12 protein-coding genes and 1 riboswitch are annotated in these 19,141 nt (G+C 69.4%); of the genes, 4 read left to right on the top strand and 8 right to left on the bottom strand.

What is annotated here, in order from left to right:
- The 3 genes from MBTS_RS22075 to MBTS_RS22085 all read left to right on the top strand — a co-directional run.
- Nucleotides 1-539: aminotransferase-like domain-containing protein (locus MBTS_RS22075; RefSeq protein WP_483403779.1), on the top strand; the 539-nt coding region annotated here is incomplete at its 5' end.
- A 243-nt stretch (nucleotides 540-782) separates the two neighbouring features.
- A complete protein-coding gene (locus MBTS_RS22080; RefSeq protein WP_192216489.1) occupies nucleotides 783-2,816 on the top strand; it encodes a methyl-accepting chemotaxis protein in 2,034 nt (677 codons plus the stop codon).
- A gap of 107 nt (nucleotides 2,817-2,923) precedes the next feature.
- The gene (locus MBTS_RS22085) at nucleotides 2,924-3,370 is read left to right on the top strand and encodes a cupin domain-containing protein (RefSeq protein WP_056141309.1); all 447 of its coding nucleotides are present in this window, start codon (nucleotides 2,924-2,926) and stop codon (nucleotides 3,368-3,370) included.
- A 249-nt stretch (nucleotides 3,371-3,619) separates the two neighbouring features.
- Here MBTS_RS22085 and MBTS_RS22090 read toward each other — a convergent pair whose 3' ends face one another.
- The 7 genes from MBTS_RS22090 to MBTS_RS22120 all read right to left on the bottom strand — a co-directional run bounded on the left by MBTS_RS22090 (nucleotide 3,620) and on the right by MBTS_RS22120 (nucleotide 16,096).
- Nucleotides 3,620-5,230, bottom strand: coding sequence for a PepSY domain-containing protein (locus MBTS_RS22090; RefSeq protein ID WP_238253971.1), 1,611 nt, complete (start codon nucleotides 5,228-5,230; stop codon nucleotides 3,620-3,622).
- Nucleotides 5,224-7,425: a TonB-dependent receptor gene (locus MBTS_RS22095; protein ID WP_192216484.1), complete on the bottom strand. Its 2,202-nt coding sequence runs from the start codon at nucleotides 7,423-7,425 to the stop codon at nucleotides 5,224-5,226. The genes MBTS_RS22090 and MBTS_RS22095 overlap by 7 nt, the downstream gene beginning before the upstream one ends.
- A 301-nt stretch (nucleotides 7,426-7,726) precedes the next feature.
- Nucleotides 7,727-7,924: riboswitch (cobalamin riboswitch) on the bottom strand.
- A gap of 97 nt (nucleotides 7,925-8,021) precedes the next feature.
- Nucleotides 8,022-10,466, bottom strand: coding sequence for a TonB-dependent siderophore receptor (locus tag MBTS_RS22100; protein WP_244973616.1), 2,445 nt, complete (start codon nucleotides 10,464-10,466; stop codon nucleotides 8,022-8,024).
- Nucleotides 10,467-10,800: 334 nt separating this feature from the next.
- Nucleotides 10,801-12,819, bottom strand: coding sequence for a Fe(3+)-hydroxamate ABC transporter permease FhuB (gene fhuB, locus MBTS_RS22105; RefSeq protein ID WP_192216485.1), 2,019 nt, complete (start codon nucleotides 12,817-12,819; stop codon nucleotides 10,801-10,803).
- Complete coding sequence (locus MBTS_RS22110; RefSeq protein WP_238253969.1) at nucleotides 12,812-13,627, bottom strand: ABC transporter substrate-binding protein; 816 nt, start codon at nucleotides 13,625-13,627, stop codon at nucleotides 12,812-12,814. The genes fhuB and MBTS_RS22110 overlap by 8 nt, the downstream gene beginning before the upstream one ends.
- 70 nt (nucleotides 13,628-13,697) lie before the next feature.
- Nucleotides 13,698-14,987, bottom strand: coding sequence for an MFS transporter (locus MBTS_RS22115; protein WP_192216487.1), 1,290 nt, complete (start codon nucleotides 14,985-14,987; stop codon nucleotides 13,698-13,700).
- A 41-nt stretch (nucleotides 14,988-15,028) separates the two neighbouring features.
- Nucleotides 15,029-16,096, bottom strand: a complete 1,068-nt coding sequence (locus MBTS_RS22120) for a siderophore-interacting protein (protein ID WP_192216490.1) — start codon at nucleotides 16,094-16,096, stop codon at nucleotides 15,029-15,031.
- A gap of 496 nt (nucleotides 16,097-16,592) precedes the next feature.
- Between MBTS_RS22120 and MBTS_RS22125 the strand changes: the two genes are divergently transcribed.
- Entirely contained in the window at nucleotides 16,593-17,369 is a 777-nt protein-coding gene (locus tag MBTS_RS22125; protein WP_147833500.1) for a GNAT family N-acetyltransferase, read from the top strand.
- A gap of 446 nt (nucleotides 17,370-17,815) precedes the next feature.
- On the opposite strand, the gene MBTS_RS22130 is transcribed toward MBTS_RS22125, so the two are convergent.
- Nucleotides 17,816-19,141, bottom strand: a 1,326-nt coding sequence (locus MBTS_RS22130; protein WP_192216488.1) for an alpha/beta fold hydrolase, incomplete at its 5' end; no start/stop codon positions are given.

Here is a 19,141-nt window from a genome sequence, read left to right on the forward strand (position 1 = left end):
CCCTCGACCGGGCCGGGCGCGTTCTCTATGTCGGCAGCGTCTCCAAGGTGCTCCTGCCCGCCCTGCAGATGAGCTACCTCGTCCTGCCGGAGGCCCTCGTGGAACCCGTGCGCCGCGCCCTCACGGGTAGCGGCGGCTTCGCCTCGATCCTCGGGCAGGGCGCGCTCGCCCGCTTCATCGCGGAGGGCCATTTCGCCGCCCATCTGCGCCGGACGCGGCGTCTCTACGGGCAGCGACAGGCGGCCCTCGCGGCGGCGATGCGCGACCATCTCGGCGATGTGCTGGAGGTGCCGCCCCGCGACGGCGGCATGCATCTGGTGGCCCGCCCCGTCCCCGGAACGGATTTCGACGATCGCCTCGCCGTGGAAGCCTGCGCGCGTGCCGGCATCGCCACCACGGCGCTCTCGCCGCATTTCGCCGATCCGGCGCGAGCCGAGCAGGGGCTGCTTCTCGGCTATGCCTGCGTGCCGGAGCGTGCCGTCATACCGGCGGTGAGACGGATGGCCGAGGCGCTGAAGCCGAGAGGAGGGAAGGCCTGACGACGGTGTCGGCCTTTTCCCGAGACGATCGACATCCGGCCGGGAAGCCATCCGCCAAGCATCTTTTGCAGGAAATCGTCCCTCACAAAGGGGGAGTGGATCAGTCGTGCGACTTGGAGGCTTGCACGTGTGGCTCTCCAAACCATCGACCGCACTCAGCCCTCGATTTCATAACATTTTTAAATATTCTTTATGCGTTCTCGCCGAGAGGATCGAACCATCGTGGCCGATCAGGGTACCGGCATGTCTTTCAAATGGTTCAATACACTCCGCGCCCGCATCGTTGCGGTCGCCCTGGCACCGTGTCTGGCCTTCGGAGCCGTGACGGCGATCGCGGTCTCCGACCGGGCGACGCAGCGCAACGAGATGATCCGCGTCGAGGCGCTGGCCGACCTCGCCACGCGGATCAGCGCCTTCCTGCACGAAATCCAGCGCGAGCGCGGCGCGTCGAGCCTGTTCATCGGCTCGAAGGGGAGCCAGTTCGCGCCCGAACTCGCGGCCCAGCGCGGCCGGACCGATGCCGGCATCCGCGACCTGAAAGCGGCCCTGGACGATCCGGCCTTCGGACGCCACCGGCAGGCGCTCGAACAGGATCTAGCCAGGCTGGCAGACCAGCGCCGCCGCATCGACGCGCTGGAACTGACCGGGCCGCAAGCCGCCGCCTTCTATACCGGACTGGTCTCGGAAGGGCTCGCCGTCGTCCGCGAAATGGCGGGTCTCGTCGGCAATGCCGCCATCGCGGGGCGGGCCTCGGCCTATTCGGCCTTCCTCACCCTGAAGGAGCAGGCGGGCCAGGAGCGCGCGGCGGGGGCCGCCGCCTTCTCGGCGGGTCGCCTCGACCAGCCGGCCCTCATCCGGCTCGCCGGCCTGGGCGGCGGACAGAGCTCCGCCGAGGCACGGTTCCGCGCCGGAGCGGAGGCTGACCAGGCAGCTCTGCTCGACGCGGTGGAAGCTTCCGAGGCCGCCCGTGAGACGGCGCGCCTGCGCAAGCTCGCGCTGGACACGGCTTTGGGCGAGACGCTGTCCTTCCGCGACGCACCGCTCTGGTTCCAGCTCGCGACGAAGCGGATCGACGGCCTGAAGGGGGTCGAGGACCGCCTGAGCGCCGATCTGGTCGCCGCCGCCGCCGCGACCCGGACGGAGGCGGAGAGCGCGCTGCTGGCCTGGCTGGTCGCCGGCCTCGCCACGTTCCTGCTCTCCGTGGGCCTCGCCTTCGGGCTGGGCGGCGCCATCGCCCGGCCGCTGACCCGGATGGCCTCGGTGCTCGATGCGATCGGCCGGGGGGACGAGGATGTCGCCGTGCCCCAGGGCGGCCCGCACGAGGTCAGGGCACTGTCGAAGGCGGCGGAAGCCTTCCGCGACAGCGTCATCGAGCGCCGGCTGCATCGCGCCGAGCAGGAGCGTCTGGCGGCCTCGGTGGCGGCCCGGCAGCGGCAGGCCGTGCTCAGCCTCGCCGACGAACTCGAAGCGGCGGTGGGCGGCATCGTCGCCACGGTCTCGTCCTCGGCGACCGAGCTTCAGGCTACCGCCCGCAACATGAGCGCCACGGCGACGCAGACGGCGGCCCAATCCACTAGCGTCGCCGCGGCGGCCGAGGAGGCGGCGGCCAATGTCGGCACCGTGGCGGCGGCGGCCGAGGAACTCGGCGCCTCGGTGAGCGAGATCAGCCGGCAGGTCGACGGCTCGGCCGACCTCGCCCGCCGGGCGGTCGGCGAGGCGAACCGGACGGCCGACCTCGTCCAGGCGCTCGACGGCTCGGTCTCCCGCATCGGCGACGTGGTCGTCCTGATCTCGCAGATCGCCGGCCAGACCAATCTTCTGGCGCTCAACGCCACGATCGAGGCGGCGCGGGCCGGCGAGGCCGGTCGCGGCTTCGCGGTGGTCGCCGCGGAGGTCAAGGAACTCGCCAACCAGACCGCGCGGGCCACCGACGAGATCAGCCGGCAGATCGGCCTGATCCAGGGGGCGACCGGCGAGGCGGTCAGCGCCATCGGCGACATCACCGCCCGCATCCGCGAAATCGACGTCGTGGCGACCAGCATCGCGGCGGCGGTGGAGCAGCAGGGCGCGGCGACCCAGGAGATCGTCCGCAACGTCGCGGAAGCCTCGAGCGGAACGAGCGAGGTGACCGCGAACATCGGCGGCGTCTCCCAGGCCTCCGAGGAGACCGGCGCGGCGGCGAGCCAGGTGCTTTCGGCCGCCGCCGAACTGTCCCGCCAGTCGGACCGCCTCGGCACCGACGTCGCCCGCTTTCTCGCGACCGTGCGGGCCGCCTGAGGGGGCGGGCCCGTCGTCCTGGGCCCGCATCTCGGCATCGTCGTTGGGGCGGGCGCGAAAAGCGGGTATTCTGCGCCGGCAATCAGACGGACAGCCCAGGACGCGCGATGGACAAGGACCCGACACATTCCAGCACCGCGGCCCATGCGGTGTTCGACGTCGCCGCCGCCGTGGCGACCCTGCCCGAGGCCTGTTCCACCATGGTGGCCGACCATCGGTTCGTCGATCAGCCGGCGGCGAGCGCCCGGGTGTTCCGGGTCTATTCCCCCACCCCGCCGCACAGCCACGCCTCCTGCGACGAGTATCTCTACGTGCTCTCCGGCCGCTGCATGATGAAGTTCGCCGACGAGCCCGCCGTCGAGGTCGGGCCGGGCAAGCTGGTGATGTTCCAGCGCGGCGTGGTGCATTCCGTGCCGGAGATCCTGGAGGAGCCGATGGTGTTCCTCTCCGTCGATACGCCCCGCCGCGAACCGCGCGACATCCGCTTCGTCTCGGACGGCACCGGCACGCCCGACACCTTCATGCGCCAATCGCAGCAGGCCCAGCAGCAGTAAGGCACACGCCCTTCCCCTCTCCCCGCCGGGCGGGGAGAGGACGTCGTCCTCCCCTTACCGGGAGGCGACGTGAGCCCGCCAGGGCGAGGGTGAGGGGGGCTCTCCGGGTAGGGCTCCTTCGGCCGCGCCCTCTCACCGTCGGCTGCCGCCTTGCCGCGCCGACGACGGGGTCGTCGCGGCCCTCTCCCCGCGCGTGGGGAGAGGGGAATGCGCGCCGGCCTTCGGGTCCAACAGTCTGAGGTCACGTCCCTATTCAAAAGAGGCTGGTCCCCCTCTCCCCGCTAGGCGGGGAGATGACGTTGTCCTCCCCTTGCCGGGAGGCGACGTGAGCCCGCCAGGGCGAGGGTGAGGGGGTCTCTCCGGGTAGGGCTCCTTCGGCCGCGCCCCCTCACCCTCGGCTGCCGCCTCGCCGCGCGCGGGGAGAGGGGAATGCGCGCCGGCCTTCGGTCCGATCCGCCGCCATCCGATGACGAGCCCCGTCGTCACGAGGGCTCCGGCGAGCAGGTTCAGCAGCCATTGCGCCGCATCTCTCGCCGGCGGGTGGCCGACGAGGATTGGCAGGTCGAGGCGGTGGACCGCCGTGAACAGCCAGCGGTTGACGCGGCCCGAACGGTCGAGCCGGTTGAGAATCTCGCCGCTGGCCGGATCGACGTGAAGCCAGGTGGCGGCCGGGTCGGCGAAGCGCAGGCGCAGGATGGGGAGCGTCCCGCTCGTGAGCGGCGACCAGTAGAGATCGTGGGTGTCGAGGCGCTCGACGCTCTCCAGCCTCGCACCCTCCATCGCGAAGCCGGCCGCCGCCGCGATCCGGGCGGTCGAGGGTGCGTCTCCGATCACCCGGCCGCCGGTGCGGTCGAGCCCCGTCGCGACCCAGTGCCCGCCGATCCGCGCGAGATGCAGGCCGAGGGGCGCATGGGCGGCCATCGCCCGCAGGCTCGCGGTCGTGAGGCCGATTGGGCTGTCCGCCCCGGCATAGGCCTCGCGCAGGTGGGCGGGCGGCGCGAGGGAGGTGAACCAGCGGTTCGGGTTCATGGAGAGCCAGCCGCTGAGGATGAAGGTGGTGAGCCCGATCCCGCCGATGAGCCCGGCGAGGTGGTGCCATCGCGCCATCCCGCGATAGGGCGTGACGCGTCCTCGCGCGTAGCGCCGCCTCAAGCGCAGGCGCCAGATCCCGAGGACGAGGCCGCTGAGCGCCGTGAACGCGGCGATTCCGGAGAGCCACAGCACCACGTCGCGCCACAGCTCGGCGCGGGCGCGCAGCGGCGTGAGATAGACCCAGTGGGTGACGGCGCCGACCCAGTTCCAGCCGCGCTCGAACCGCGTCGTGTCGAGCACGATCTCGCCCGTCCTTTCCGAGACGTACAGCTCCGTGCCGGCCGCGTCGTTCAACGCGACCTTGTGGAAGGGTCGCAGGGGATCGTAGCGCGCCGTCACCGTCCATTGGTCGCGCTCGACCTCCTCCACGGACGCGCCGGCGGGACCGGCCCCGGTGAGGCGCCGGGCCGCCTCGCCATCGACCGGCCCGGCCGGTGCGCCGGTTCGCGCCGAGAGGGTGATGCGGCGGCCGTCGCTGGCCGACATCCGGTAGAAAGGCTCGTCCCCGCGCATCTCCAGATCGAGGCTGCGGGGCATGCCGTGCAGCCCGGCGGCGGCCAGGGCCTCGTCCGGCGACACCGCGACGGCCTCCCACGCCATCGGGCGAAGACGCGCGAGACGCTCGGTCTCCGTGAGGCTCGGGAACGGCACGTAGAGCATCACCAGCCCGGAGCCGATCCACAGGGCGAAGAGCAGCCCGGTGGCGATGCCGAGCCAGCGATGGCCGAGGACCAGCCACCGCTTCCCTCGTTTCAGCGGGCTCACCACGCGACGCTGTAGGCCACCTCGAACGAGCGCGGTCGCCCGAGGATCCAGTTGGTGCCGATCCCGTCCACGGCGTTGCCGCTGATGGCGTAGGTTGTGTCGAACAGGTTGTAGACGCGAAGGCTCAGGCGCGAGGCCGGGGTGACCTGATGGTCGAGGCCGAGATGGGCGAGGGTGTAGTCGGGCCGTGGCGCGGTATTGGAGAAGTCGCTGAAGACCCGGCCGACATTCTGGAGCCCGATCCTGGCCTCCCAGTCACGGGCGAAGGCCCAATTGAGCCAGACATTGGCGACGCGCTCGGGCACGTCGATGGGCTGGTTGCCCGCATAGGACACCGCCCCCTCCCGGAACTCGTCATATTGCGCGTGGAGCAGAGCGAGGTTGGCGTCGATGCGCCAGCCATCGGGCAGGCGCAGGGCGAGCGCCCCCTCCACCCCGTGCGAGGATTGCCGGCCGACCTGGGTCGAGACATTGGGCTGGCCCGGCACCGCCGAGATCAGCTTGTCCTTGACGATGCGGTAGCCGGCGAGCGTCCATTCGAGGGCGCCGTTCAGCGCGAGGCCCTTGGCACCGACCTCGATCTGCTCGCCGGTGGAGAGGTCGAAATTGGCGTTCGCTTGCGACAGGCTGATGAGGCTCCCCACCGGGTCGGTGGCGGTGGCGTATTGCACGTAGAGGGCCGAATCCGGCGTCGGGTTGTAGACGAGGCCGAAGCGGTAGCTCAGGGCCTCGAACGAGCGCGCGAAGGTGTCGCCGGTCTGCAGGTTGCGCCGGTCCAGGGTCGGCGCGTCGAAACGCACGCCGGTGAGGAAGGAGAGCTGGTCGCTGAGGATCAGCCGGTTCTCGGCGAAGACCGAGGCCTGGTTGGTGCTGGTGGCATAGGCCGGGCTCGCGCGGCCATTGGCCGGAAACTGTCCGGGATCGTAATTGAACGGATCGACGCTGGTGACGAGGTTGCTGCCCGCGCTGGAGAAGTTGTTGGTGTGGCGGAAATCCACGTGGTTGACGTCGAATCCGATGGCGAACTCGTTGCGGAAGCCGAACACGTTGCCCTTGAAGGCCGCGTCGAAGCGGTTCCCGACCTGCTCCTGTTGGTGGTAGATTTCGGTATAGCTGGACCGGTCGATGAGGCCCGTGCCGCGATTGAAGCTGTATTGCTCGACATCGAGCCAGTGGCGACGGCTCTGCAGCCGGTAGGCGGTGTTGCGGATGGTGATGTCGGCGCTCGGCGTCCACTCGGTCTTGAGCTGGGTCCAGTTGTCGGACCAGATGACCTTCGCGCCGTCGACATTGTAGTTGTTGTTGCGCAGGGACTGGACGATCCGGCCATCGACCAGCGGCGTGCCCCAGTAGCGGGCGGGCTCCTGGTAGCCGAGATCGTGGCTGAGGGTCACCGCGAGATCGGGGTTCAGCTGGAACAGCAGCGCGCCCGAGACCGCGAGGTTGCGGAAATCCCCGTTCGGGCTGGTCCAGCCGCCGTCGCGGTTGCCGCTGACATTGAGGCGGTAGGCGACCGCATCGCCGATGGGACCGCCGAGATCGACGGCGAGGCGCGCGAGCCCATCCGACCCGGTTGCGGCGCGGGCGGCATGGATCGGCGTGAAGCTCGGCTTTTTCGAGACCACGTTGACCACGCCGCCGATGGCGCCGTCGCCGTAGAGCACGGAGGCCGGGCCGCGCAGCACCTCGATCCGCTCCACGTTCCAGGTGTCGAACGGGAAGGTCACGGTGCCGGCGCCCACGAACAGGCGGGTGCCGTCATACAGCTGCTGGATCGAATTCGGCCCGGCGAAGCCCCGGCTGGAGAAGGCGCCGTTGCCGTTGCCGGGCGACGCGATGGTGGTGATGCCGGTGGCGTTCTGCGTCACCGCCTCGACCACCGTGTTCTGGCCCCGGATGCGGGCGGTCTCGCCGCTGATGACGTCGATGCTGGCGGGCGTCTCCAGCGGCGTCAGGCCGAGGCGACTGGCGCCGCGGGAGGATGTCGTGAGGTTGAGCCCGACCGGGTTGGCGCGGGTGAGGCCGACCCCGCTCCCCTCCACGGTGAGCTGGTCGAGGGTGACGGCATTCTGGCTGATGGAATCCTGTGCCCGGACCTGACCGGCGAGGAGGGTCGAGCCGAGGAGCGACGCGAGGAAAGCGGTGGCGCGGGCCGGGGATGTCCGCCCGGGGGCGCGGTGGGTGACCTGTCTGGGCATGTTCGTTTTGGCAAACCGGAGTGATCGCTGGCCGAATGCCGCGCCCCCTCTGCTAAATCGTATGTTATAACGTTACAATATAGCGAACCGGGCAAAATGCCTGCGTGCGGGACCGGACGGTCTCGCCGAAGGCACGCTGTGGAGCGATTCTGTAACGGAAGGAACGGGAACGATCGGGCATCGCAGGCAGACGGCAGGCGCAGCTCAGCGCAGTGGCACGTCACCGCGAACGAAGCCGATGCGTTCGCGACATGCGAACGCCCCGACACCCCACCAGGACACCCCGCCCGATGCGTTTCGCGTGTGACCACGACTGACGGCAGGTCTCCTGGCTCGCGGGTCGCCGCCCTCTCATCGTCTTCCCAGGTGATCACCCAGTGACGTGTTGATGAAGGACTCGCCGCTTACAGTTGCGGGGGCAGCCGCGGCATCGGACACAAGGTCCTCACCGCGTTCCCTTTTGATCCCCCGAAGAGGAACCGTCATGCTCAAGCTAGTCGAGGCCGGGAGACCGCGTCAACGACGTCACGGCAACAGCCCAAAAGAAAAGCCCCGGATCTTTCGATCCGGGGCCGATCATCTCGGATGCGCGTCGTCTACCAGCGGTAGGTGACGGAGCCGGTGATGCGGCGGCCGTCGCCGTAATTGCAGCCGACATATCCGCCGAGCTGGGCGCAGGTGCCGACATAGACCCGGTCGGCGAGGTTGTTGGCGGCCACCTGGAAGCGCCAGTTGTCGAAGGAATAGCGGATCGACGCATCCATCAGGAAGTAATCCGGCACGCGGATCGTGTTGGCGGCATCGCCGAAGGTGTCGCCGATGTAGCGGACGCCGAAGCCGAAGCCGAGACCACGGAACAGGCCGGTCTGTACGGTGTAGTCGGCCCAGTTGGAGACGACGTATTGGGGAACCATGATCGGCCGGTTTCCGACGGCGCTGGCAATCAGAGGGGACGGAGGCGTGTCCTTCGTCACTCGGGCATTGAGGGCGGTGGCGGAGCTGATCAAACGGAATCCTTCCGCGAGCTCGATCGTGGCCTCGGCCTCGATGCCCTTCACCGCGATTTCGCCGGTCTGGTAATAGGCCTGCTGCAGCGGATCGGTCGGGTCGAAGGTCAGGGCATTGGTCTTCTTGGTGTCGAACACCGAGAGCAGCAGGGTACTATTGGACCCCGGCGCCTGATACTTCACGCCGCCCTCGATGGTCTCGCCAATCTCGGGCTTTGCAGGCGTAATGGAGTAGGCGCCAGGTATGGTGGGACCGAGGGCACTCGGTGCGCTCGTCTGAATGTAGAACGGCAGGACATTGAACGAGCGGGCGGCAGCGACGTACGGCGTCAGGCCGTTATCGAAAAGGTAAGAGAGACCCACTCGACCGCTGTACGATTGCGCATTCTGGTTCACCCCGAAATTGGTCGGGATCCCGTTGGCGATGCCGTTGGCGTCCAGGAAGGTTCGCACTGCGTCGATCGCCGGATTCTGCACATCGGTCTTCGTCTTCACCCAATCGTAGCGGGCGTTGGCGCTGAACAGGAAGCCGTTGCCGAACTTCACCTGATCCTGCGCGTAGATGCCGGTCTGTTCCTGCGACAGACGGCTCAGCAGCGTCCGCTGGAGAGGTGCGACAGCCGAGCCATAGGTCGGGTTGAGGACGTCGATCGGGCCGACGAGCGCTGGCGCCGGAGCGCCGAAGAGGAAGTTGGGATCGAAGAAGGCCTGGGTCGGGCCGCCTCTCTGATCGCTCTTATGCTTGATGTTGCTGTAGTCGATGCCGAGCAGGGCGGTATTCTTGAACCAGTCGAACACGTGCTCGTGTTGGATCTGGGTGTCGACGGTGAAGACACCGTAATCCTCGAGCCAGGTCTGGGCCGAGCGGTCGATGAGCGAGGGCGACGTCACCGTCGGGACGCCGTTGACGAGCGTGGTGTTCAGCCCGGTCGGGTAGATGCTGTTGTAGTCGGTGCTGGCATGGGCGTAGCGCAGGTTCTGGCGCACGGTCCATTCGTTGTCGAAGCGGTGCGAGAACTCGTAGCCCGCCATGGCGCGCTCGGACCTGAAACGGCTGAAATTGGACTCGCCGAGGAAACGGTCGCGCAGGTTGGCCTTCAGCGGGTTCGACCCGTTGGTGTAGTATTGCGGGATCAGGCGGTACTTATCGCCCGAGACATCCTTCTGGTAATTGCCCAGAAGCGTCAGGCTGGTATCGGCAGATGGCCGGAACGTCACGGCCGGCGCGATGTACACCCGGTCGAGGTCGACATAATCGGCCTGGGTGCCGCCGTTCCGCAGGAAGCCGGTGATCCGGTAGAGGATGGTCTTCTCGGGGTTGGCCGGGCCGCTCAGGTCGAAGCCGAACTGCTTGCGGTTGTAGGTGCCGTAAGAGCCGTAGATCTCGCGCAGGGGCACGTCGAGGGGCTTCTTGCTGACGAAGTTCACGAGACCGCCCGGATCGTTCAGGCCGTAGAGGCCCGAAGTCGGCCCGCGCAGGACGTCGATACGTTCGACGCCGTAGGGCTCCTGCGGGAAGCCGGAGAAGCTCGTGACGGGCAGGCGCATGCCGTCGCGGTAGACGCCGCGGATGGTCTGATCGAAGCCGCGGATGATGAGCTGGTCGAACCGGCCGTCCTCGCCCTGGGGCGAAGAAAAGACGCCGGCCGTGTAAGCGAGGGCGTCGGCGAGGTTCTGTGCGCCGCGATCCTCGAGTTGCTTCTGCGTCACCACCGAGATCGATTGCGGGATTTCGCGCAGGCTGGCGTTGGTCTTGGTGCCGGACGAGCTGCGCGACACGACGTAGGAATTCGCCGCGACGATGCTGTCGTTGGTGCTGCCGCTGCCGACACCGGCGCCGGAGCCCTGCACCGACAAGGTGTCGAGCTGCACCGCCGCCGTGCCGCCCGACGCGGCTTGGGCGAAGGCCTCCCCACTCCACAGGGCGGGGGCCATGGCGAGCATCGCCACGGTGGAGACGCCGGCCAGACAGCGCAGGCCACTCACGGCTTTGTGAGAAAACGTGCCGGAGGAGAGCAACATGCCATCAGACATACAGAAGACCTTGATCGTCGAAAATACAGCACGGGCTCGATCGTGACTGAGCGAGATGTCTCTGTCGATGCATCGCGTAGAACGATTCAAAAACAAAGCTCGCGCCTCGGCAAGACAAATCCATACGGCGTCTTTGACAGCAAGGCGAAGTTGCGGTTCGGCGAGCGAAGTTGTGACTGCGTTGCCTAGGAAGCACATTCATACTTTGGAATAATTCGAGTCTAGAGCCTGGATAAACGCGCTCGGGAATACTCGGCGGCTCTCACGAAGCGCCAGCCGCGCCGTCGTGCTCCGAGGGAGGGCCGCCCGTGACCGAGAGTTGTGAGAGGCGCCCTCAGCGCCGGGCCAGGAGCCACATCAGGAACGGCCCGCCGACCAGGGTCGCCACCAATCCGGCGGGCAGCTGGTAAGGGAAGAACGCCATCCGCCCGACGAAATCCGCCGCGACCATGATGAGCGCGCCGACGATCGCCGCACCCGCGAGCTGCGGCGCCGCGCGGGTGAGGCCGGTCAACCGCGCCACCTGAGGCGCCACGAGGCCGACGAAGCTCAACGGCCCCGCCACCAGGGTCGCCGCGGTGGTGAGGATCGCCGCCAGGACGAGGATGGCGAGGCGGCTGCGGCGAAGGTCGAGCCCGAGCGAGCGGCCGGTGGGAGCGCCGAGAGGTAGCAGATCGAGCCAGCGGGTCAGGGCGGGAAGGCATGCTGCCCCGAGGGCGAGGATGGCGAGGGCGGCCACGGCATCCTCCGGCGCCACCCGCGCCGTGGAGCCCGCCGTCCACCCGAGCAGCATGACCACGGAAGGGTCGCCGCTGATCATCAGGATGGTGAGGAGGGCGCCGAACCCGGTGGTGAGGCCGATGCCGGCCAGCAGCATCTGCTCGGGCGCGGTGTCTGCACGGCGGCCGAGGCTCAGGATCGCCAGGAGGGTCGCGAGCGCCCCGAGGCTGCCGGCGCCCAGCAACGCCGTCCGGTCCGGCGTTCCGAGGACGATCGTGACCGCGACGAGACCGAGGGCGGCCCCGGAGCTGATCCCGAGCACTTCGGGACTCGCCAGGGGATTGCCGGTGAGCCGCTGCAGCAGGGTGCCGGCGATAGCCAGCATCGCGCCGGCCGCGAGCGAGGCGGCGATCCGGGGCAGGCGCCAGGGAAGCACCGCGTCGAGCCCGGCCCCGAGGCTCCAGTGCCAGCCGGCGGGATCGCGGCCGAGGGTCAGCGCGACGAAGACGAGGAGGACCAGCGACGCCGCTCCCACGAGGACCAGGCGCCAGGGTCGCGCGATCCGGGCCGAGGCGCCGCCGTCCGGACGATGCAGCGCGCCGACGCCACGCAGGCGCGGCAGCAGCCAGAGCAGCATCGGCACGCCGACGAGGGAGGCCAGCGCCCCCGTCGGCACCTGTGCGATGGGGGCGAGCGCCAGGACCACGGAATCGGTGAGCCAGATCAGGGCCGCCCCGAGCAGGGGCGCGGCGACGAGGCGGTCGCGCAAGGCGCGCGTGCCGGTGAGCCGAACGAGGATCGGCGCGGCGAAACCCACGAAGCCGATGACGCCCACCCCCGCCACCACGAAGCCGCCCAGCGCCACCGCCACGGCCACGGCGAGGAACCGGACCCGGCCGAGGGAGAGCCCGAGGCTCTTCGCGTTCGCCTCGTCGAGATCCAGCACGGACAGGGGCCGCACCATCAGCGCGACCAGCATGGCGGCCACCGCGAGGCGGGGCGCGAGATAGGCCGGGGCGCTCCAGTCGTTCATGGCGAGGGAGCCCGCGCCCCAGACGAACAGGCCGAACAGCCGCTCCTGATGCAGGATCACGAGGAGGGTCTGGATCGCCCCGCAATAGAGCTCGATCACGAGGCCGGCCAGCAGCAGCGCGAGGGGGGCGAAGCCCTTGGCGCGGCCGAGGGCGAAGACCGCGAGCACCGCCAGGGCCGAGCCCGAGAGCGCCACCGCCTCCCGCCCTTGCGAGAAGAGGCCGGGCGCGAACAGGGAGGCCAGGGCCAGAGCGAGCTGCGCCCCGGCCGAGATGCCCAGCGTCGAGGGCGAGGCGAGGGGATTGCGCAGCACCTGCTGCAGCACCACCCCCGACAGAGCGAGGGCGCCGCCGGCCAGCCAGGCGGTGACGATCCGCGGCAGCACGCTCTCATGCAGGATCACCTGGGCGATGTCGGTCCAGTCGGGACTCCACAGGGCCTTCAGCGCCGGGCCGAGGGCCATGTCGGCGGTGAGCGTGCGCAGGGTGAGGAGCCCGGCCACGAGGGCCACCGCGCCGATGAGGAGCATCGTCCCGCCGATCCGCGACCGGGGCGGCGCGAGGGCATCGAGGCGGGGCTCGGCCAGATCCACCTCAGCCACGGGGGCAATCCCGCTTGGCGAGACCGGTCATCAGCTCGGCGAAACGCGCGATGGCCGGCAGGCCGCCATAGAACCAGACCGGGGCCACCACGTCGACATGATGCTCGCGCACCGGCGGCAACGTCTGCCAGAGCCGGCTGCCGGCCAGCGCCCTGGCGGCGTCGGATTGAATCGGCCCGATATGGACGATGCGGGCATCGGCCGGGCCGGTGGCGAGCTGTTCGATCCCCACCGCCGTGAAGCCGGAGGCGTTGCTGGCGCCGGTCCAGGCATTCGGGATCCGAAGGCGGTCGAGCACGGTCTGGAATAGGCTGGTGCGGCCGTAGACGACGATGTTGCGGTGGTCGACGATCCAGACGAGGTAGGTCGGGTGCCTCTCGGCCGGGCAGGCGCTCGCCGCCGCCGCGTCGAGAATCGCCTCGGTGCGTGCTTCCAGGGCCTTGGCTTCATCGACGCGGCCGAGACGCAGGGCGATGCGCATGGTCTCCGCCTTCGCCCGCGCGTAGGGATCGCCCCCGGCATTGGCGATGGAGACCGCCTCCGTCGGGGCGATGCGCGACAGGAAGCTCCCTTGCGTCGCCACCTGGATCGGGTTGGCGAGGATGAGGTCCGGCTTCAGGCTCGCCAGCACTTCGAGATTGGGCTCCACCACGAGGCCGAGATCGACCACGCCCTCGGGGAGCGCCGGCGCCACCACGGTGCGGTTGTAGTTCTCTGGCTGCGTCACCGCGACCGGCACGATGCCGAGGCCGAGGAGCAGTTCCACGGCGCTCCAGTCCAGGGCCGCGACGCGCGGCTGGGCGGGCATCTTTTTCTCCGCGCGCGCGGGCAGACAGGCCAGCACGAGGAGGCAGGCCGCCAGACCGACAACGGCCCGTCTAGCGCGCATCGACGGCAGCCAGGGCGAGATCGTCGGCCTTCCTTTTCGCCTCCGGGGCGAGGCTCGCATCCCGCAGGGCGGGCGTGAACGCCGCGATGGCGGCGGTGGCGGCGAGGCACAGGCCGCCCCCCGCCGCCATGGCGATCCGCGCCGAGGCGAGATGGGCCGTGGTGCCCGCCTGCATGCCGCCGAGCGCCGGGCCGATCGTCTCCTCCAGCACCCACAGGCTCGACACCCGGCCGAGCATCGCGTCCGGCGTCGCGCGCTGGATCAGGGCCGCGCGCAGGATGCCGGCGAGGCTCGCGGCCGCGCCGAGGGTGGCAAGGCAGAACAGGGCGGGAGCCATGCCCTCGCTGAAGCCCAGCGCGATGCAGGCACAGGCCCAGACCGCCACGCAGGCGACGAGCCAGCGCCCGGCGAACGGGCTCGCGCCGGCCCGGCCCGAGGCCAGGGCGCCGAAGAGCGCGCCGACCGAAGGGGCGGCATAGAGCAGGCCGATGCTGTCCGGCCCTCCGCCGAGCCCGTGCGTCGCGAGTTCGGGCAGCAGCACGTAGGGCACGGCGAAGACCAGGGCGACGAGATCGACGAGGAGCAGGCTCAGCACCAGGGGCGAGCGGGCGATGTAGCGCAGCCCCCCCATGAAGCCGGCCTCGTCGGCGGCGAGAACGGGAAGGGGCGCTCCGGCGGAGGGGCCGGCGAGCGGCGGCAAGGGGGGCAGGAACCCGAGCACGATCGGCGTGATGCCGGAGATGAGCGCGACGACGCCGTAGCACGCGACGAGCCCCGCGCCGGCGGTGATCGCCCCGGCGAGGAACGGCCCGGCGATGGCGCCCGCCTGCGCCGCGACGGCCGTGAGCGCGGCGGCGCCCGACAGGTGCTCGCGCCCGACCAGCGCCGGGGTGGCGGCCATGATCGCCGGCATGCCGAAGCCGAAGGTCGAGCCGCCGACCACCGCCGCGGCGTAGATCGGCCAGACCATCGGGGCCGCGAGGGCGGCGTTGGCCATGAGGATCAGGATGGTGAGGAGATGGGCCGTGCGCGACCAGACCATGACCGCGCGGCGGTCGTAGCTGTCGGCGAGCCAGCCGCCCACGATGAGCGCCAGCGCCATCGATCCCGCGACGGCGGCGTTGAGGAACGCCACCTGCAGCGACGAGGCGGTGAGCGCGTACATCTGCAGGCTCACGGCGACGCCGAGCACCCCGAAGGCGAGGAACGAGGCGGCGCGCGCCGCATAGAGCAGCTGGAACCCGCGGCTCGCCCGCAGGGGAGACAGGTCGAGCATCATGGTGCCATGCCGCCTCGGATGACGCTCTTTGACATCACGCTTCAATCCTCGTCCTTGGCGTCTTCGTCGGCGCCGCGCCGCCAATAGGCGACCGCGAGATGCTGGTCACGGGTGAGGCCACAGGTCTTGCGCCAATGCGCCCGCAGGGCCTTGAACGCGTCGAATTCCGAGCCGGCCCAGGCGAAGACCGTGCGATCCTCCGGGAACGGGATCGCCCGGACCGCATCCGCCAGGAGCGTGGTCGTGCCGGGCGGTGCGCCGTTGCGGTGGAGCCAGCGCAACTCCACCCCCTCCGGCCGGTCGAGCGCCTGTTCGTCGGCCGGCCCATCGACCTCGATCACCGCGACCCCGCCGACATGGCGGGGCAGCCGCCCGAGGATGCGGCCGATGGCCGGCAGGCCGGTCTCGTCGGCGGCGAGACAATACCACTCCGCCGCGCCAGCGCTGCGGCCGCCGGGGCCGAGCAGGCCGACCACGTCCCCGGCCTTGGCGCGCTTGGCGAAGGAGGCGCCGGGGCCGGCGTCGTGATGCATGACGAAGTCGATGTCGATCTCGCCCGCAGCCACGTCGATGCGGCGGATCGTGTAGGTCCGCATGGAGGGCGCGCCCTCCCCCTGCGGCCAGACCGGGATGCCGTCGATCCCCGGCACGGGCCATTGCGGCGCGTGGCCCTCGGGCGGGATGATGACGTGCACATGCATGTCGAACGCGTCGTAGCGCGCCAGATCCGTGCCGACGAAGGTGATCCGGCGCATATGCGGCGTGAGATCGACCACGCGGCGCACATGCACTTCGCGCAGGCTCGGAATGGTCTCGTCGGCGCAGCCGTCTCCGGTCCAGACGATGGATGCGTCCGTGGCGCCGGGAAGCTCCTGGAGATGCGAGGCGAGCATGAACTTGACGACGGCGAGGGAGGTCTCGTCGGTCGCCTCCGCCTTCAGGGCGAGCAGGCCCTCGGCGGCGACGAGGGTGCCGGTGCCGACATCGAAATCGACCCGCCCGCGTCCCGGCTCGTGGAGCACGGGGATGTCGTGTTCGAGGAAATGCTCGCACAGGTCCGCGATGTATCGCCCGGCATCGGCGAGGCGCACCTGGGCTTCGGAAGCCATGGCTGTCACGGGGTGTTCTCCACGATGGCGGGACGGCGCGAAGTCTGGCCGCGGATCGGCTGGTGGCTGTAAACGAGGACGGACGGACACACAACGCAAAACAAGGTGACTGATTTCATCGAAGCGCACCGGATCGATTATTTATAGTTGATAGAAAAACGACCATCATCGAGAATGCTTTCCGCGCTTTTGTCGCCGTGTCTTCGCAACCCGGCAAAGAACCGATTCGATGTCTCGATCCCGCCTCCGTGATCGCGACGCCCGCAACAGGCAGGCTAAGAATTTTACCCGCCGCCAGCACAGGCACGAACACGCTCCGTCTAAAGAGAAATTCGACCCCACTTTTTATCGTTATATTGTCAAAGACAAAATATTGATCGACACAATGTCGACAAAACTGGGCGATCTCCCATATCGGTACTCGACCGGCACCTGACACTGGCCAGGAACAGGACGGGCCAGGTCTTGCCGCCATCGAACCGAAACGGGAGAATGCATGAACGATGTCGATTTTCGCGAGATGCTCGATGCCCATTGCCTGATGCAGGCGGGCTGCTACGTCTCGGACATCGAAACCGCGCCGGATGGCGGGCGCTATCTCTGGTCGAACGCGATTCCGGAGCCGGGTTTCAACGTCGGCGTCGAGACCACCGACCTCGCCTGGGTCCGGGCGACCTCCGCGCGGCGCGGCCGGCTCCCGGCCCTCCTCGTCACCGAGGGCGGGGACGCGCTTAGCGCCCATCCGGACCTGCAGGCCGCCTTCCCGACCCGCTGGATGCTGGGCGATTGCCGGGACGTGCAGGCGCCAGTCATGCCGGAGGGGCTGACCCTCGCGACGGAGGTGGCGGCGGCTCCCGGCGAGGGCTACCTGTCGGTCTGCGGCGGCCTCTACGACGACGTGGGCGTGAATGCGATCGCCGAGGCGGTCTTCCTGCCGGTGCTGCGTGGCGCCCGGCCCGTCGAGGGGGTCGAGACGCGCCACCTCACCGTGAGCGCAGATGACGTTCCGGTGGCCTGCGCCTCGGTCTACCGGGCGGGCCGCCTTGCCGGACTCTACAATGTCGGCAGCCTCGCGACGCGGCGCGGGCACGGCCTCGGCGCCCTGGTCACCCGGGCGGCGATGGCGAGCGCCCGGCAGGCCGGCGCGGAGACGGTGATGCTCCAATGCGTGGCCGGCGGCCATGTGGAACGGCTCTATGCCGACCTCGGCTTCACCGTGGCGGCGAGCCCGACGCTGATGGTGTTCGCGCCGGGCGCCGGCTCGCAACGATAGACGACACGCCTCCCCGGCGGATCTCGGGCCTGCCCGAGATCCGTCGAGCTTGTGGGGAGGAGTTGGAGGTGGGGGTGGTCGGGTGACACTCCGTTTGCGGAGGCTGGCGGTACAATCCACACCCCTAACCTCTGCCCACAAGCTCCTGGATTCACGCCTCCGCCCGGCGGACGTTCCCGCTTCCCAAGAGGGTTCGACCAGAGGCACGACGGGCTCCCTCTCCTGGAAGAAGAGGGCTGGGGTGAGGTGTGGTCCATCCCCGGAAAACTCACACACCTCTCCCTGTCCCTCTCCTTCCAGGAGAGGGGACCCGCGCATCCTGCGAGATGTATGAACATCGTAGTCCCACAAGGGGGAGAGGGACGCGGTCTGCTTGAAAGAGCAGGTGTGTGAATCCAGTAGCCCCCCACGCGGAGACGGCAGGCACGCCGAATGACCTTGTGCGGTCACAGCGAGGCCGCGAAACTGTCGTGGAACATCGTGGAATCCACGATCTCCCGGTGGGTGACGTCGGGGATCACGGTCACCTGTTCCACCCGGTTGGAGTAGCGGCCCCAATCCACATGGTTCAGCCCGCGCTCTACCGACTTGCCGGCGAGCCAGACGCGGATCGGGCAATCGAACCTGTCCGCCCGGTAGCGGCGATAGAGCAGCGTGTTGTCGACGAAGGTCCAGAGTTCGTATTCCTTGCTGCCGACGCCTGGGCCATCAAGGGGCAGCGGATCGGGGGCGGCTGCCACATAGGCGAGGAACTGCTCGTGGAGTTCCGGGTCCATGCGCCGGAACAGGTCCTCCCAATCGGCCCGCATCGGCGAGCGCTCCAGCCAGGACGCGACATTTTCCTGGAGGCGGCGGCGCTGCTCCGGCGTTAGCACCGGCAGGGCGCCGACGGCGAAGCTCACATCGATGTCGCAGACGTCGAGCATGCCGACGAAGGAGAGATCGATTCGCGAGCCCAGCATCCGCGCCGCCTCGTAGGCGAGGACGCCGCCCCAGGACCAGCCGAGCATGGTGCAGGGGCGTCCGGCGCTCTCCTTCTCGATGATCTCCGCATAGCGCGCGGCGATGTCTTCCACCGAGACCACGCTCTTGCGCGCATCGGTGAGGGAGTAACAGACGAAGCCGGTGACAGGCTGGTCCGGCCCGAGGCGGCGGACTAGGGGCGCGTATTCGCGGGTGTTCACCATCAGGCCGGGGAAGCAATAGAGCATCGGGCGGTCGCCCGTCGCCCGCAGGCGCACCACCTGCGCGGTGCCGACGGCGTCGGCGGTGAGCGCCGCAGCCAGGGTCTCGACGCTCTGGTTGTTGAAGATGTCGGCGATGGTCGGGCTGCGCTCCGGGAAGGCCGCGCCGAGGGCGGTGAGCACGCGCAAGGCGGTGAGCGAGTTCGCCCCGGCCTCGAAGAAGTTCCGGTCGGGCGGGATGGCGGGGAGGCCGAGGGCCTTGGCCCAGATCTCGGCCACCACGGTCTCGGTGGGGGTGAGCGGACGCGAGGGACCGCCCGTCGCCTCGACCAGCGGCGCGGGCTCCGGCAGCGCCGCCCGGTCGAGCTTGCCGTTGGGCGTCAGCGGCAAGCGATCCAGCGCCACGATCCGGCTCGGCACCATGTAGTCCGGCAACCGCCGGGCAAGGTCGGCCCGGAGCGCGCTCGCGTCGAGCTCCGCCCCGGCCGCAGTGACAACGTAGGCCACCAGCAGCGGACCCGCCGGACCCTGCCGCAAAGCCGCCGCCGCGCCCGCCACAATCTCCTGCGCCAGCAGCGCCGCCTGGAC

Source organism: Methylobacterium bullatum, assembly GCF_014845095.1.
In the GTDB taxonomy this organism is placed as follows: Bacteria; Pseudomonadota; Alphaproteobacteria; order Rhizobiales; family Beijerinckiaceae; genus Methylobacterium; species Methylobacterium bullatum.

What these genes read in the sequence shown, in the direction of transcription:
- MBTS_RS22120 (WP_192216490.1), bottom strand. Translation starts at nt 16,096, where the DNA reads ATGGCTTCCGAAGCCCAGGTGCGCCTCGCCGATGCCGGGCGATACATC.
- MBTS_RS22085 (WP_056141309.1), top strand. Translation starts at nt 2,924, where the DNA reads ATGGACAAGGACCCGACACATTCCAGCACCGCGGCCCATGCGGTGTTC.
- MBTS_RS22125 (WP_147833500.1), top strand. Translation starts at nt 16,593, where the DNA reads ATGAACGATGTCGATTTTCGCGAGATGCTCGATGCCCATTGCCTGATG.
- MBTS_RS22110 (WP_238253969.1), bottom strand. Translation starts at nt 13,627, where the DNA reads ATGCCCGCCCAGCCGCGCGTCGCGGCCCTGGACTGGAGCGCCGTGGAA.
- MBTS_RS22080 (WP_192216489.1), top strand. Translation starts at nt 783, where the DNA reads ATGTCTTTCAAATGGTTCAATACACTCCGCGCCCGCATCGTTGCGGTC.
- MBTS_RS22100 (WP_244973616.1), bottom strand. Translation starts at nt 10,466, where the DNA reads ATGTCTGATGGCATGTTGCTCTCCTCCGGCACGTTTTCTCACAAAGCC.
- MBTS_RS22095 (WP_192216484.1), bottom strand. Translation starts at nt 7,425, where the DNA reads ATGCCCAGACAGGTCACCCACCGCGCCCCCGGGCGGACATCCCCGGCC.
- MBTS_RS22115 (WP_192216487.1), bottom strand. Translation starts at nt 14,987, where the DNA reads ATGATGCTCGACCTGTCTCCCCTGCGGGCGAGCCGCGGGTTCCAGCTG.